11 protein-coding genes are annotated in these 13,947 nt (G+C 62.6%); 3 read left to right on the top strand and 8 right to left on the bottom strand.

Going from position 1 to position 13,947, the window contains the following annotated elements:
* Positions 1-349 precede the first annotated feature (349 nt).
* Entirely contained in the window at positions 350-1,498 is a 1,149-nt protein-coding gene (dgoD, locus tag QCE79_RS01940) for a galactonate dehydratase (RefSeq protein WP_244827048.1), read from the top strand.
* Positions 1,499-1,537: 39 nt separating this feature from the next.
* Here dgoD and pabB read toward each other — a convergent pair whose 3' ends face one another.
* The 8 genes from pabB to hrcA form a co-directional block, all read right to left on the bottom strand.
* A complete protein-coding gene (gene pabB, locus QCE79_RS01935) occupies positions 1,538-3,337 on the bottom strand; it encodes an aminodeoxychorismate synthase component I (RefSeq protein ID WP_309841406.1) in 1,800 nt (599 codons plus the stop codon).
* Positions 3,338-3,374: 37 nt separating this feature from the next.
* On the bottom strand, positions 3,375-4,511 hold the full coding sequence (dnaJ, locus tag QCE79_RS01930; protein ID WP_244827046.1) for a molecular chaperone DnaJ: 1,137 nt from the start codon (positions 4,509-4,511) through the stop codon (positions 3,375-3,377).
* Between the two features lie 271 nt (positions 4,512-4,782).
* Positions 4,783-6,747 (bottom strand): molecular chaperone DnaK, encoded by a 1,965-nt coding sequence (gene dnaK / locus QCE79_RS01925; RefSeq protein WP_250463099.1) that lies wholly within the window; start codon positions 6,745-6,747, stop codon positions 4,783-4,785.
* Positions 6,748-6,913: 166 nt separating this feature from the next.
* Positions 6,914-7,318 carry a thioredoxin family protein gene (locus tag QCE79_RS01920; RefSeq protein ID WP_309841402.1) on the bottom strand — a complete coding sequence of 135 codons (405 nt, stop codon included), beginning with the start codon at positions 7,316-7,318 and terminating at the stop codon, positions 6,914-6,916.
* 17 nt (positions 7,319-7,335) lie between these two features.
* Positions 7,336-7,926 carry a nucleotide exchange factor GrpE gene (grpE, locus tag QCE79_RS01915; RefSeq protein ID WP_244827044.1) on the bottom strand — a complete coding sequence of 197 codons (591 nt, stop codon included), beginning with the start codon at positions 7,924-7,926 and terminating at the stop codon, positions 7,336-7,338.
* A gap of 576 nt (positions 7,927-8,502) precedes the next feature.
* The gene (locus tag QCE79_RS01910) at positions 8,503-8,910 is read right to left on the bottom strand and encodes an RNA-binding S4 domain-containing protein (protein ID WP_244827043.1); all 408 of its coding nucleotides are present in this window, start codon (positions 8,908-8,910) and stop codon (positions 8,503-8,505) included.
* 14 nt (positions 8,911-8,924) lie between these two features.
* Positions 8,925-9,992 (bottom strand): ferrochelatase, encoded by a 1,068-nt coding sequence (gene hemH / locus QCE79_RS01905; protein WP_244827042.1) that lies wholly within the window; start codon positions 9,990-9,992, stop codon positions 8,925-8,927.
* Positions 9,993-10,120: 128 nt separating this feature from the next.
* Positions 10,121-11,137 (bottom strand): heat-inducible transcriptional repressor HrcA, encoded by a 1,017-nt coding sequence (hrcA, locus tag QCE79_RS01900; RefSeq protein ID WP_244827041.1) that lies wholly within the window; start codon positions 11,135-11,137, stop codon positions 10,121-10,123.
* Positions 11,138-11,326: 189 nt separating this feature from the next.
* Between hrcA and QCE79_RS01895 the strand changes: the two genes are divergently transcribed.
* Both QCE79_RS01895 and recN read left to right on the top strand, forming a co-directional pair.
* Entirely contained in the window at positions 11,327-12,220 is an 894-nt protein-coding gene (locus QCE79_RS01895; RefSeq protein ID WP_244827040.1) for an NAD kinase, read from the top strand.
* 29 nt (positions 12,221-12,249) lie between these two features.
* Positions 12,250-13,902: a DNA repair protein RecN gene (recN, locus tag QCE79_RS01890; protein WP_309841399.1), complete on the top strand. Its 1,653-nt coding sequence runs from the start codon at positions 12,250-12,252 to the stop codon at positions 13,900-13,902.
* Positions 13,903-13,947: the final 45 nt, after the last annotated feature.

Genomic DNA, 13,947 nt, shown 5'->3' with positions numbered 1-13,947 from the left:
CTCTGCTGTTTCATCGCTCGCACCTCGGTCACTTAGCCACCAAGCTACTCACGACTCCCACTACGCCAACTCACCACCCAACATCTAGCAAATCCGCGATTCCGCCATTCCGCCATTCCGCCATTCCGCCATTCCGCCATTCCGCGATTCCGCGATTCCGCGATTCCGCCAATCCGCCAATCCGCCAATCCGCCAATCCGCCAATCCGCCATTCCGCGATTCCGCGATTCCGCGATTCCGCGATTCCGCCAATCCGCCAATCCGCCAATCCGCCAATCCGCCAATAGTACTATTAATACTACTTCAAGCCGCGTTTTGCTAAGATAGCGAACCCGTTTAGGAGACGTCCATGAAAATCACGAAACTGGAAACCTTCATCGTTCCACCGCGCTGGTGCTTCCTCAAGATCGAAACCGACGAGGGCATCACCGGCTGGGGCGAACCCGTTGTCGAAGGACGCGCGCATACCGTCGCCGCCGCCGTCGATGAACTCGCCGACTATCTCATCGGCAAAGACCCGCGACATATCGAAGACCTGTGGCAAGTGATGTATCGCTCGGGCTTCTATCGCGGCGGGCCTATCGGCATGAGCGCGATTGCAGGCGTCGATCAGGCGCTCTGGGACATTCTCGGCAAGCATCATGGCGTGCCGGTTCACGCGCTGCTCGGCGGACAAGTGCGCGACAAAATCAAGGTGTATTCGTGGATCGGCGGCGACCGTCCGAGCGATGTCGCGAACAACGCGCGCGCGGTCGTCGAACGCGGGTTCAAGGCCGTGAAGATGAACGGCTCGGAAGAGCTGCAGATGATCGATACCTTCGACAAGGTGCAAGGCGTCATCGACAACGTGCGCGCCGTGCGTGAAGCGGTGGGACCGAACGTGGGCATCGGCGTCGATTTTCATGGCCGCGTGCACAAGCCGATGGCGAAGGTGCTCGCGCGTGAACTCGATCCGTTCAAGCTGATGTTTATCGAAGAACCCGTGCTGTCGGAAAACGTCGAGGCGCTGCGCGATATCGTCAGTCAGACGAGCACGCCCATCGCACTCGGCGAAAGGCTCTATTCGCGCTGGGACTTCAAGCACATCCTGGCGGGCGGTTATGTGGACATCATTCAGCCGGACGCGTCGCATGCCGGCGGATTGACCGAGTGCCGCAAGATTGCCTCGATGGCCGAAGCGTACGACGTCGCGCTCGCGCTGCATTGTCCGCTCGGGCCGATTGCGCTTGCCACGTGTCTACAGATCGACGCCGTGAGCTACAACGCGTTCATTCAGGAACAGAGCCTCGGCATTCACTACAACAAGGGCAATGACCTGCTCGACTACATCAAGAATCCCGAAGTGTTCGCTTATGCGGACGGGATGGTCGCGATTCCTCAAGGACCGGGGCTGGGAATCGAGGTCAATGAAGAGAAGGTGCGCGAAATGGCGAAAATCGGTCACCGGTGGCGCAATCCGGTCTGGCGGCATGCGGATGGAAGCGTAGCCGAGTGGTGATTTCCTGACGCGCTGACGGCTCGTCGAGATCGCGAGCCGTCACCGTCTCAGACGCGCCTTCACCCCGCCGCGCAACGCATTGCTGATGAGCAACTCATCGGCGCCCTCGAGGTCTTCGGTCGTCATTACGCGCTCGGCGGCTTCCAGTTCTTCGATCAACACCGCGCGCATCACGCCCGGCAGCACGCCCGCCTCGATGGGCGGCGTCCACCACTTTCCGTCGATGCGCGCAAACACGCTCGACCGCCCGCCTTCCGTAATCTCGCCGCGTTCGTTGCAAAAGAGCATGTCGAACGCGCCCTCCGCTTCCGCCGCTTTCCACGCGCGATCGTAGTCGGCACGATGCGTCGTCTTGTGACGCAACAGCGCGTCGCCGGAGTATCGCGGCGCAAACCCGCGATCCGAAGCGAGCAACACATCCACGCTATCCGACGCCAACGGCGCAAGCCGCGCGCTCGTCAATGCAAAGCGTCCGCTCTTGTCGAGCGCGATGCGCAACCGATACGGCGCGCCCGCCTCGAAGCCCGCACGATGTTGCGCGAGTTGCGCGTCCAGCTTGCGCTCATCGAACGGAAAACGAAGCCACGCGGCGCTCGCCTTCAAACGCGAAAGATGACGCGCGGCGTGGCGCATACCGTCATCGCGCGTGGCGTACGTCGTCTCGAACAACTCGAAGCCGGGGTCCGCGCCCGTCAGAAAGCGCGCCTTCAACAGACACTCTTCGTACTCGCTCGCGGCATCGCTATCGAGCACGATTCCCGCGCCGATACCGATCACGCCGCGCGTGCCGTCGGCATCCACGACGAGCGTGCGGATCGCGACCGACAGACAAAAGTCGCCGCGCGTATCGAGCCAGCCGATCGCGCCGGTATAAAGACCGCGCGGCGTGCTCTCGATCTCGTCGATGAGCTGCATCGTGCGGTATTTCGGCGCGCCCGTGATCGAGCCGCAGGGAAACAGCGCGCGGACGATATCGGCGAACGAAGCGCCCGGTTTCACTCGCGCCTCGATGGTCGACGTCATCTGCCACACCGACGCATAAGCCTCGACCGAGAACAACGCCGGCACATGCACCGAGCCCGTCGCCGCCACGCGCGACATGTCGTTGCGCAACAGGTCGACGATCATCACGTTCTCCGCGCGATTCTTCGGGTCGTCGTGAAGCGCGGCGGGATCGGAGTCGCGTGGCGCGGTGCCTTTCATCGGCCGCGCGCGCAAAAGCGCTCCTTGCTTCTCGACGAACAACTCCGGCGAACACGAGACGACCACGCGGCCGTCCGGCATGGCGATGAACGCGCCAAAGCGCACCGGCTGACGCTCGCGCAAACGCCGATACAACGCGAGCGGCGTGCCGAATACATCGAAATTCAACCGGAACGTGAAGTTGATCTGATACGACTCGCCTTCGCGCAGCGCGTGATGAACGGCGGCGATGGCGGTATCGAATTCGTCGCGCGTGATGCTCGGCTCGATGCCCGCCACGCCCGCCACCGAGGGCGTCTCACAACCGCCATCTCGCGATGCAAGCCACGCGCTGGCTTCGTCGCGAGACATGGGCGCGCACTCGCGGAACATAAGCACTCGCAACGCACGATCCGCGCCGCGCCCGATACCGCCGAACTGGAGATTGCGCCCGAACTCGTAATCCGCGACGACGAGCGCATGCAGGCCGCCCTGGAAATCGGCATCGATGGCCGCGCATACGGCGTCGAGCGTGCGCCCGTCTTCGCAGACATGGGCGCGCACGAATCCCGTGTACAAACGACTCGACCGCCGTTCGGCGGTCGCTTCGCAGTCGTCGAGCAGCGCGAACACCGCGCCGCGCTCTTCAGTCTTCATGGCAACACTCGCTGCCGGTAGTGCCACGTCTTACACATCAATCGAAGAAGCTTTTCACGCGGTCGAACCAGCTCTTGCTTTGCGGGCTGTGGCGCGCGCCGCCTTCCGTCAGCGACTTCTCGAACTGCTTGAGCAGATCGCGCTGCTGATCGGTGAGTTTCACGGGCGTTTCGACCTGTACATGCACATACAAGTCGCCCGCGATGCTCGAACGCAAACCCTTGATCCCCTTGCCACGCAACCGGAACGTCTTGCCCGACTGCGTGCCTTCCGGCACCGTGAAGCTCGCGCGGCCCGCCAGCGTCGGCACTTCGATCTCGCCGCCCAGCGCCGCCGTGGTGAACGGAATGGGCATCTGGCAATGCAGGTCGTCGCCGTCACGCTCGAACACCGAGTGCTGCTTGATGTGGATCTCCACATACAAGTCGCCGCTCGGACCGCCATTGAGACCCGGCTCGCCGTTGCCGGCGGAGCGGATACGCATGCCGTCGTCGATGCCCGCCGGAATCTTCACTTCCAGCGTCTTCGTTTCCTTCACCTTGCCCGCGCCGTGGCAGTTCGTGCACGGGTCCGGAACATAGGTGCCGCTGCCGTGACACTTCGGGCACGTCTGCTGGATGCTGAAAAAGCCCTGCGACATGCGCACCTGGCCCTGACCATGACAAGTCGGGCAAGTCTCGGGCTTCGTGCCGGGCTTCGCGCCCGAGCCGTGACAAACATTGCAGTTGGCCCAGCTCGGCACGCGAATCTGCGTGTCGTAGCCGTGCGCCGCCTGCTCCAGCGTGATCTCCATGCTGTAGCGCAGATCCGCGCCGCGATACACCTGCGGACCCGCGCGGCCGCCACGCGCCGCGCCGCCTGCGGCTTGCCCGAAGATGTCGCCGAAGATGTCGCCGAAGGCATCGGCAAAACCGCCAAAGCCCTGCGCGCCCGCGCCGCCCATGTTCGGATCGACGCCAGCGTGGCCGTATTGATCGTAGGCCGCGCGCTTCTGCTGGTCGGAGAGCATTTCGTAGGCTTCCTTCGCCTCCTTGAAATTCTCCTCGGCCTTCTTGTTGTCCGGGTTGCGGTCAGGGTGATACTTCATCGCGAGCTTGCGATACGCCTTCTTGATCTCTTCGTCGCTCGCGTTTTTCGCGACGCCCAGAATGTCGTAGTAATCCCGTTTCGCCATGTCGGTTCGATTCCGCCGCGCTTCTAACCCGACGGTTCCTCTGAGATGCTCCGGGCCATTCGACCCGCGCTTGAAACCTCTGACGCCTCGCCCCAAAACTCGGCTCGAAGCAAGACGCCTCTAAAAACAACGTGCCCGGAGAGCCGTCAGGCTCGCCAGGCGCGTTCCACGTCAGACGCTAGACGCGTCCCGATGCCGGTCTTCGCATGACGCATACGCGCCGCGAAACGACCAAGGGCGCATGAATGTCGCCACTCACGCGCCCTTCGGCTTAGTCCTTCTTCACTTCCTTGAAGTCGGCGTCGACCACGTCATCGTGCTGCTGGCTCGCACCCGCTTCCGCCGATGCACCCGCGCCCGCCGCACCGGCCGCACCTGCCGCCGCGCCCGCCGCGCCTTGCTGCGCCTGCATGTCGGCGTACATCTTTTCGCCGAGCTTCTGCGATGCCGCCGCCAGTGCTTCGACCTTCGCTTCGATGGTCGCCTTGTCGCTCGCGTTGTCCTTCAGCGCGTCTTCGAGTTCCTTCAACGCAGCTTCGATCTTTTCCTTCTCGCCGGCTTCGACCTTGTCGCCGTACTCGGCAACCGCCTTCTTCGTGCTGTGGACCAGCGCGTCGCCCTGGTTGCGGGCATCGGCCAGTTCACGCAGCTTGTGATCTTCCTCGGCGTTGGCTTCGGCGTCCTTCACCATCTTGTCGATTTCCGCGTCCGTCAGACCCGAGTTCGCCTTGATGGTGATCTTGTTTTCCTTGCCCGTTGCCTTGTCCTTCGCGCCGACGTGCAGAATGCCGTTCGCGTCGATGTCGAAAGTCACTTCGATCTGCGGCACGCCACGCGGCGAAGGCGGAATGCCCTCGAGGTTGAACTCGCCGAGCAGCTTGTTGCCCGCGGCCATCTCGCGCTCACCCTGGAACACCTTGATGGTCACGGCGCCCTGGTTGTCGTCCGCCGTCGAATACACTTGCGCGTGCTTCGTCGGGATGGTCGTGTTCTTGTTGATCATCTTCGTCATCACGCCGCCGAGCGTCTCGATGCCGAGCGACAAAGGCGTCACGTCGAGCAGGAGCACGTCCTTGCGGTCGCCCGACAGAACCTGACCTTGAATCGCGGCGCCAACGGCCACGGCTTCGTCCGGGTTCACGTCACGGCGCGGTTCCTTGCCGAAGAATTCCTTCACCTTCTCCTGAACCTTCGGCATACGCGTCATGCCGCCGACGAGGATCACGTCGTCGATATCGCCGACCTTCACACCCGCATCCTTGATGGCGGTGCGGCACGGTTCGATCGTGCGCTCGATCAGCTCTTCGACGAGCGCTTCGAGCTTGGCGCGGGTGAACTTGAGGTTCAAGTGCTTCGGACCCGACGCGTCAGCCGTGATGTACGGCAGGTTGATGTCGGTCTGAGCCGTCGACGACAGTTCGATCTTCGCCTTTTCAGCCGCTTCCTTCAGGCGTTGCAGCGCGAGCACGTCTTTCGACAGATCGACGCCTTGTTCCTTCTTGAACTCGCCGATGATGTAATCGATGATGCGCTGGTCGAAGTCTTCACCGCCGAGGAACGTGTCGCCGTTGGTCGAGAGCACTTCGAACTGCATTTCGCCGTCCACGTCCGCGATTTCGATGATCGAGATGTCGAACGTGCCGCCGCCCAAGTCGAACACGGCGATCTTGCGGTCGCCCTTTTCGGCCTTGTCGAGACCGAAGGCGAGCGCGGCTGCCGTCGGTTCGTTGATGATGCGCTTCACTTCCAGACCGGCGATGCGGCCTGCGTCCTTTGTTGCCTGACGCTGGCTGTCGTTGAAGTACGCCGGGACCGTGATGACGGCTTCCGTGACCGGCTCGCCGAGGTAGTCCTCAGCGGTCTTCTTCATCTTGCGCAGCACTTCAGCGGAAATCTGCGACGGCGCGAGGCTCTTGCCGTGCGCTTCGACCCATGCGTCGCCGTTGTCGTGCTTGACGATCTTGTAGGGCATCAGGCTGATGTCCTTCTGCACTTCCTTCTCGTCGAAGCGGCGGCCGATCAGGCGCTTCACTGCATAAAGCGTGTTGCGCGGATTCGTAACCGACTGACGCTTGGCAGGTGCGCCAACCAGGATTTCGTTGTCGTCGACATACGCGATGATCGACGGCGTGGTGCGCGCGCCTTCCGAGTTCTCGATGACCTTGACCTGATTGCCTTCCATCAGCGCCACGCACGAGTTCGTGGTGCCGAGGTCGATACCAATGATTTTGCCCATTTTTTATACTCTCCTAGCTTTGATCGCTTTAGCGCTGCGGCCGGAAAACGCCGGCTTTTGCGGCCGATTTACCGGGCCGAACGCCCAAATATTCATACCTGTACGCAAGATAAGAACGCGGATTTCGTTTTCAAGACCCTGAAAGCGATGCGGTCTATATCTTTTTTCACTCGGAAGCCTTGCCGCGGATCTTTTCCCGTGCCGCCGCGACCGCCGCTTCGAATTGCGCGAGACCATGCCAGCCGGTGGCGCGCCCAAGACGCTTGCCGCGATGAAAGAAAAACCACGTCGGCACGCCATGCAGCAAAAAGCGCCGTCCCAGTTCCCGATGCTCGTAGACATTGCTGTGAAACCACTTCAGTCCGAGCGCGCGAATTTGATCGGGCTTCGCGAGCATCGCTTTCTTGGCGATTTCGCAGTTGAAGCAGTCGACGCCCCAGAAGAACACGACGGCCAGATCATCGCCCGCCGAAGCCAGCCCGGCGTCGAAACCGGGGGCGTCCAGCTCCTGCATGGCGAAGACCGAAAACGCGGTGGCATCGACGGGAACGCGATTCTCCGAGGCGGCCATGGCGTTCTCGCGGCGCGTTACTTCGGTGCGGCGACGGTGACGAGAGCCGGACGCAGCACGCGATCCGAAATCACGTAGCCCTTTTGCAGCACGGACACGACGGTATTCGCTTCCTGCTCGGCCGGCACCATGGAAATAGCCTGGTGACGATGCGGGTCGAACTTCTCGCCCACCGGATTCAGCGCGGTGACGCGCCCCTTTTCCAGCGCAGCGGTCAGTTGACGCAGCGTGAGTTCGACGCCTTCCCGCACCTTGACGAGATCGGACGATTGATCGGCAAGCGCGGCTTCGAGGCTGTCGAGTACCGGCAGCAGATGTTCGGCAAAGCTTTCGATGGCGAACTTGTGCGCCTTTTGCACATCGTCCTGACCGCGGCGACGCACGTTTTCCGTTTCCGCCTTGGCGCGCAGGAACTCTTCCTGGAGCGCGGCGATCTTCGCCTGTGCTTCGGCCAGCGCGGCTTCGTTCGCGTCCGGCGCGACTTGCGGCGCATCGGCGCCCGTCGGCGCTCCGGTTGCGCCGGCTTGGGTCGGGTCGGCGGCCTGGCGCGCGGTTTCGTCTGCGGGCGTAGGGTTCTGGCTCGCTGGATTCTCTTGCGTGTTTTCCATGTCGCTGAATGTATTGCTGTGAGTGAAATGGATGCGATCGGCCGGGAGTCCTCTTACCGCCGAGAACCAGGCCAGGCTTTTTCGCACTAGCGGCGGAATTTGGGGCATCCGAGGGATTTTCAAGGCTCCAGAAGCGATTTTTCGGACGAAATTTAGCTTTTTTCGCGTGCGCTTCAAACATCGGACAACGGCGGGCCACGCTTGTCGGCTGCGTGACGCGTTAAGTGCAAAATTCGCCACATTTGACTGCGAGAAACGCTTCGTAATGGGCGTTTCGTCGCAGTACGCCAAAATCAGATTGAGGCGATTGCGTTGTTCGCCTACACTTCGAACATGCGTCGCAGGAACACGTTAACCCTAATCCTACGAATGCAATAACCGCTCAGCCCTTGCCCGTTTCCTTCCGGTTTTCACGACCGGTTATCCCGCTCACCGGGGGTACCATGAAACTGACCTTTGCTATCGCGGTGGTCGCTCTGGTACTGGTTGCGGGAACGACCACCATATGTATGTCCGGCGCTGTCACCGCCCGTAACACCGAGTACGGCGGCGTTCATGCGACCATCGAAAATTACTTCAATCCGAACCTGCCAGTTTGTCGATAATGCGCCGGTCGCGCTTCGTCGGCCTGCCCTGAATTCCGGCAGCCGGCTCGCGAAACGTCTTGCGCCGCTCGGCTTCGGCTAACCGCTTCACTCGGCCCTCTTCCGTTTCCGCGTAAAGCGTCTGGGCCACGCTAGCCGGTCCGCGCACGTCGCACACGCCCTTTACTTCCACTTGCCAGACGATCCGCTCGATATCGATCTCGACGAGATCGCCGACGCGCACGTCCTTCGACGGCTTCACGTTCGCCCCGCCGATCTTCACGCGGCCTTTCTCCACCGCGTCGCTCGCGAGCGAACGCGTCTTGAAGAAGCGCGCCGCCCAAAGCCATTTGTCGATGCGCAGACGCGCGCCCGGTTCCGTCGAAATCGTGTAGTTCATGAATAACCGTTCGTTCAGGCGGCAACCGTCAATGGCTGCACGGCCTGCACCGGCCAGCCTTGCAGATTCTGCGCCGCGATTTCTCCCAGCGCCTTGATCCACGCCGGCGATGCATTTAGGCAAGGAATGCGGTGAAACTGCTTGCCGCCTGCGTGCAGAAATTCGTCGCGCACCTCGATGCCGATTTCCTCGATCGTCTCAAGACAATCCGCCGTGAAGCCCGGACAAAAAACGTCCACGCGCGCAACACCCGCCGCGCCGAGTTCCGCGAGCGTCGGCGCGGTGTATGGCTGCAGCCATTCCGCGCGGCCGAAGCGCGACTGGAACGTGACGCGACATTCCACCGGCGTGAGCCCCAACGCGGAGGCGAGCAGCGAGCCCGTCAACTGACACTGGTCGTGATACGGGTCGCCGAGATCCATGGTTCGCTTGGGGACGCCGTGAAAACTCAGCACGAGCTTGTCGCCGGCGGCAAAATCCGGCACGCCGTGATGACGCCAGTAATCGCGCACCTGCTCTGCAAGCGCGGAGATATACGCCGGATGATCCGCGTAATGACGAATGGTGCGAATCTCGGGCTGATTGCGCACGCGCTTGAGCGCGGTAAAGGCGTCGTCGAAAGCGGTCGCGGTGGTCGAAGACGAGTACTGCGGATACATCGGCACCAGGAGAATGCGCTCGGCGCCTTCGAGCTTGAGCTGATTGAGCATGACGCCGATGCCCGGCGTGCCGTAGCGCATCGCGTAGTCGACGAGCACGTGGTAGTCGTTTGCCGCAAAGAGGCGCCGCAAGCCCTCGACCTGCTTCTCCGTATAGACACGCAAGGGCGAGCCTTCCGCCATCCAGACCTGCGCATATTTCTTTGCCGACGCGCGCCCGCGAAACGGCAAGATGATCAACCGCAGAATGATCTGCCAGAGCAAGGAGGGAATCTCGACCACGCGCGGATCGGAGAGGAACTGCGCCAGATACTTGCGCACGGCACGCGGCGTGGGCGCGTCCGGCGTGCCGAGATTGATCAGCAGCACCGCGACACGATGCGAAGCGCTAGGCTGCGAAGGCAACTCGAGATCGAAACGCATAGGGCAAGGCGGCCGGAAGTGGTCGAAAGGTGAAACCCATTATAGCGGCGCGTTTCACGCCGCATCATTGGCCGAACGGCCTAGTGGCGGCGCGGCGCGCGGGCCGGCATGATGGGCTGAAGGAAAAGCTATTGAGAACTGAGCGACATGGACAACAGGCGTGCGGTGATATCGACGATGGGAATCACGCGGTTGTAGGCCATGCGCGTGGGTCCGATCACGCCGAGCGTGCCGACGATCTTGCCGTTGACTTCATACGGCGCGGTCACGACGCTCATTTCCTCGATCGGCACCAGATTAGATTCCCCGCCGATGAAAATCTGCACGCCCTGCGCGTGACTCGAAACATCCAGCAATTGCAGGAGGCTCGTCTTTTGGTCGAACAAATCGAACAGCTTGCGCAGCCGCGCCATGTCGGACGAAAGGTCCGCCACTTCGAGCAGGTTGCGCTCGCCGGAAATCAGCACGGTCTCGCCCGGATCGGTTTCGGCGGTGCTCGCGACCACGGCCGCCTGCATGAGCGCGGTCATGTCGCCGCGCAATTCGTCGATTTCCTGACGCAGCCGCAGACGCACTTCGTCGAAGGACAGGCCCGCGAAATGCGCGTTGATGTAGTTGGAGGCTTCCGTGAGTTGCGACGGCGAATAGTCGCGCTGCGTCGCCATCATGCGGTTCTGCACGTCGCCTTCGGGCGTCACGATGATAAGCAGAATGCGCTTGTCCGACAGCCGCATGAATTCGATCTGCTTGAACATGTGACTGCGGCGCGGCGTGAGGATCACGCCAGCGAACGACGAGAGACTCGACAGCACGCTCGCCGCCGCCGCGACGATCTTCTGCGGCTCCTCGCCTTGCAGGCGCGTCTTGACGGCGGTGGTCATGGCTTCGTCTTGCGGCGCTTCCACGGTGAGCATGGTGTCGACGAAGAGCCGATAGCCGCGCGGCGTGGGAATGCGTCCCGCCGACGTGTGCGGGCTGACGACGAGACCGAGGTCTTCCAGGTCCGACATCACGTTGCGAATGGTCGCGGGACTCAGCTCCAGGCCGGAATGCCGTGATAACGTGCGCGAACCGACCGGCTGACCTTCGGCGATGTAGCGCTCGATCAGCGTTTTGAGGAGGGTTTGTGCACGTGGGTCTAGCATGGGGAAATTTTAGCCTAACGTGTCGTGGCGCGGCGAACGTACCCGCCGCGATGAATCGCTTGTCGAGCGATTCAATGTCCGCTCCATTCTAGCGATAAACAACGGGCGTGCCCCGGCGTGATCGGGTGGCGTCGCAGCCACCCTTCGCGCACGGTTCTTTTCGCCTTCCACCTATGGTGTAATGCCGGCATGGAAATTGGCCAATTCAAGACTGTCGCGCTCATCGGGCGCACCAATACGCCCGGCATCGAGACGCCGCTGCGCCTGCTTGCGGAGCTGATCTCGAAGCAGGGTTTCGAGGTCGTGTTCGAGGCCGGCACCGCGAAGGATGTCGGCGTGACCGATTACCCGGCGCTCTCGGTCGCCGAAATCGGCGCGCGCGCGGACGTGGCGGTCGTGCTGGGCGGCGACGGCACCATGCTCGGCGTGGGCCGCCAGCTTGCGCCGTACAAGACGCCGCTCATCGGCGTGAATCACGGGCGGCTCGGCTTCATCACGGACATCCCGCTCACCGAGATGCGCGAGATCGTGCCGCAGATGCTCGCCGGACAGTTCGAGCGCGAGGAACGCAGCCTGCTCGAAGCGCGTATCGTGCGCAACGACAAGCCGATCTATCACGCGCTCGCCTTCAACGATGTCGTGGTCAATCGCAGCGGCTTTTCAGGCATGGCGGAACTGCGCGTGTCGGTGGATGGCCACTTCATGTACAACCAGCGCTCGGATGGTCTGATCGTCGCGACGCCCACCGGCTCGACCGCCTACGCGCTTTCGTCGGCGGGGCCGATTCTTCATCCGCAGTTGCAGGGCTTCGTGCTCGTGCCGATTGCGCCGCATTCGCTCTCGAACCGTCCGATCGTGCTGCCCGACGACTCCAAGGTGACCATTCAGTTCATCGGCGGGCGCGATGTCAACGTGAACTTCGACATGCAGTCGTTCACGGCCGTCGAGCTGAACGACGCCATCGAAGTGCGGCGCTCACGGCACACGGTGCCGGTGCTGCATCCGGTCGGCTACAGCACGTACGCCACGTTGCGCAAAAAGCTGCACTGGAACGAGCATCCCTCGCAAGACTCCGCCCTCTGAAGCGCTCACCACGCCCTTTCCAAGCGTCCATGCTCCGTCATCTCTCCATTCGGGACTTCGTTATCGTTGCCGCGCTGGATATCGAGTTCGACTCCGGCTTCACGGTTTTTTCGGGTGAAACCGGCGCAGGCAAATCCATCCTGATCGACGCCCTCGCGCTCACGCTCGGCGCCCGCGCCGACGCGAGCGTCGTGCGCACGGGCGAAGCGCGCGCCGACATTACCGCTGAATTCACCACGCACGCGCAAGTGGCGCGCTGGCTGGACGAGCACGCGCTCTCGCAAGACAGCGACACCGTCATGTTGCGCCGCGTGATCGATTCCGGCGGCCGCTCGCGCGCGTTCATCAACGGCACGCCGGCCACGCTCACGCAACTGCGCGAAGTGGGCGAAATGCTCGTCGACATCCACGGCCAGCACGCGCATCAATTGCTGATGCGCCCCGACGCGCAACGCGAACTGTTCGACACGCACGCCGGTCTCGTCGACACAGCGAGCACCGTGAATCGCGCGTGGCGTGCGTATCGCGAGGCCCAGCAGGCCGTAGAAGCCGCGCAAAGCCGCGACCGCGAACTGCAACTGGAACGCGAGCGTCTCGCATGGCAGTTGAGCGAGTTCGACAAGCTCGCGCCGCAGCCGGGCGAATGGGAGGAAGTGAGCGCGGAGCATCATCGGCTCTCGCACTCGGCAAGTCTCATCGACGGCGTGCAAAGCGCGCTGTCCGCATTGTCCGAATCCGACGAAGCCATGATTTCCCAACTCGCAGCCATCATCACGAAGCTGCGCGATCTGGCCGATATCGATCCCGCGTTGAGCGACGTGCTCGCCTCGCTCGAACCCGCCGAGATTCAGTTGCAGGAAGCGTCGTACTCGCTTTCGCACTACGCGCAGCGCCTCGAACTCGATCCTGACCGGCTCGCGCAGGTCGAGCGTCGCATGGATCAGCTTCACTCGACGGCGCGCAAGTTCCGCCTTCAGCCCGAAGCGCTGCCCGAGGAACATGAAGCGCGCCGCAGCCAGTTAGCCGAACTCGATGCCGCCGCGGACCTCGACGCGCTCAACGCCGTCGCCGAGAAAGCGAAGGACGCTTATCTCGCGGATGCAAAAGCGCTGTCGAAGGCGCGCGCGAAAGCGGCCAAGACTTTGTCGAAGGCAGTCACCGAAGGCATGCAGGAATTGTCGATGGCGGGCGGCAGCTTCGAAGTCGCGCTCGTGCCGCTTGCGGAAGGCGGCGCAAACGGGCTGGAACAGATCGAGTTTCGCGTGGCGGGCCACGCTGGCGTCGCGTTACGGCCGCTCGCGAAGGTCGCATCGGGCGGCGAACTCGCGCGCATCAGCCTCGCGCTCGCCGTGATCGCGAGCACCGCGAGCCCGACGCCCACGCTGATCTTCGACGAAGTGGATACGGGCATTGGCGGCGGCGTGGCGGAAGTGGTCGGACGGCTCTTGCATCAACTCGGACGCGACCGGCAAGTGCTGTGCGTCACGCACTTGCCGCAAGTCGCGGCGCGCGGCGATCAGCATTTCCAGGTGGCGAAAACTTCCCACGATGCCGGCGGCACGGTCAGCACGGTGACGCCGCTCGACAAGTCGAAACGCATCGAAGAAGTGGCGCGGATGCTGGGAGGAATCGAAATCACGGCGACGACACGCAAGCATGCAAAGGAGATGCTCGCGGCTTGAGGCGCGGGCGAACGAGGCGGCGCAAAAACGCTGCGCCGCCTTCCA

This window comes from Caballeronia sp. LZ003 (assembly GCF_031451465.1).
GTDB lineage: Bacteria > Pseudomonadota > Gammaproteobacteria > Burkholderiales > Burkholderiaceae > Caballeronia.
This window is presented reverse-complemented; position numbering and strand designations above follow the sequence as displayed.

Excerpts from the sequence above, each read along its gene's own strand:
- dgoD (WP_244827048.1), top strand. The coding sequence starts at position 350 with ATGAAAATCACGAAACTGGAAACCTTCATCGTTCCACCGCGCTGGTGC.
- pabB (WP_309841406.1), bottom strand. The coding sequence starts at position 3,337 with ATGAAGACTGAAGAGCGCGGCGCGGTGTTCGCGCTGCTCGACGACTGC.
- dnaJ (WP_244827046.1), bottom strand. The coding sequence starts at position 4,511 with ATGGCGAAACGGGATTACTACGACATTCTGGGCGTCGCGAAAAACGCG.
- dnaK (WP_250463099.1), bottom strand. The coding sequence starts at position 6,747 with ATGGGCAAAATCATTGGTATCGACCTCGGCACCACGAACTCGTGCGTG.
- QCE79_RS01920 (WP_309841402.1), bottom strand. The coding sequence starts at position 7,318 with ATGGCCGCCTCGGAGAATCGCGTTCCCGTCGATGCCACCGCGTTTTCG.
- grpE (WP_244827044.1), bottom strand. The coding sequence starts at position 7,926 with ATGGAAAACACGCAAGAGAATCCAGCGAGCCAGAACCCTACGCCCGCA.
- QCE79_RS01910 (WP_244827043.1), bottom strand. The coding sequence starts at position 8,910 with ATGAACTACACGATTTCGACGGAACCGGGCGCGCGTCTGCGCATCGAC.
- hemH (WP_244827042.1), bottom strand. The coding sequence starts at position 9,992 with ATGCGTTTCGATCTCGAGTTGCCTTCGCAGCCTAGCGCTTCGCATCGT.
- hrcA (WP_244827041.1), bottom strand. The coding sequence starts at position 11,137 with ATGCTAGACCCACGTGCACAAACCCTCCTCAAAACGCTGATCGAGCGC.
- QCE79_RS01895 (WP_244827040.1), top strand. The coding sequence starts at position 11,327 with ATGGAAATTGGCCAATTCAAGACTGTCGCGCTCATCGGGCGCACCAAT.
- recN (WP_309841399.1), top strand. The coding sequence starts at position 12,250 with ATGCTCCGTCATCTCTCCATTCGGGACTTCGTTATCGTTGCCGCGCTG.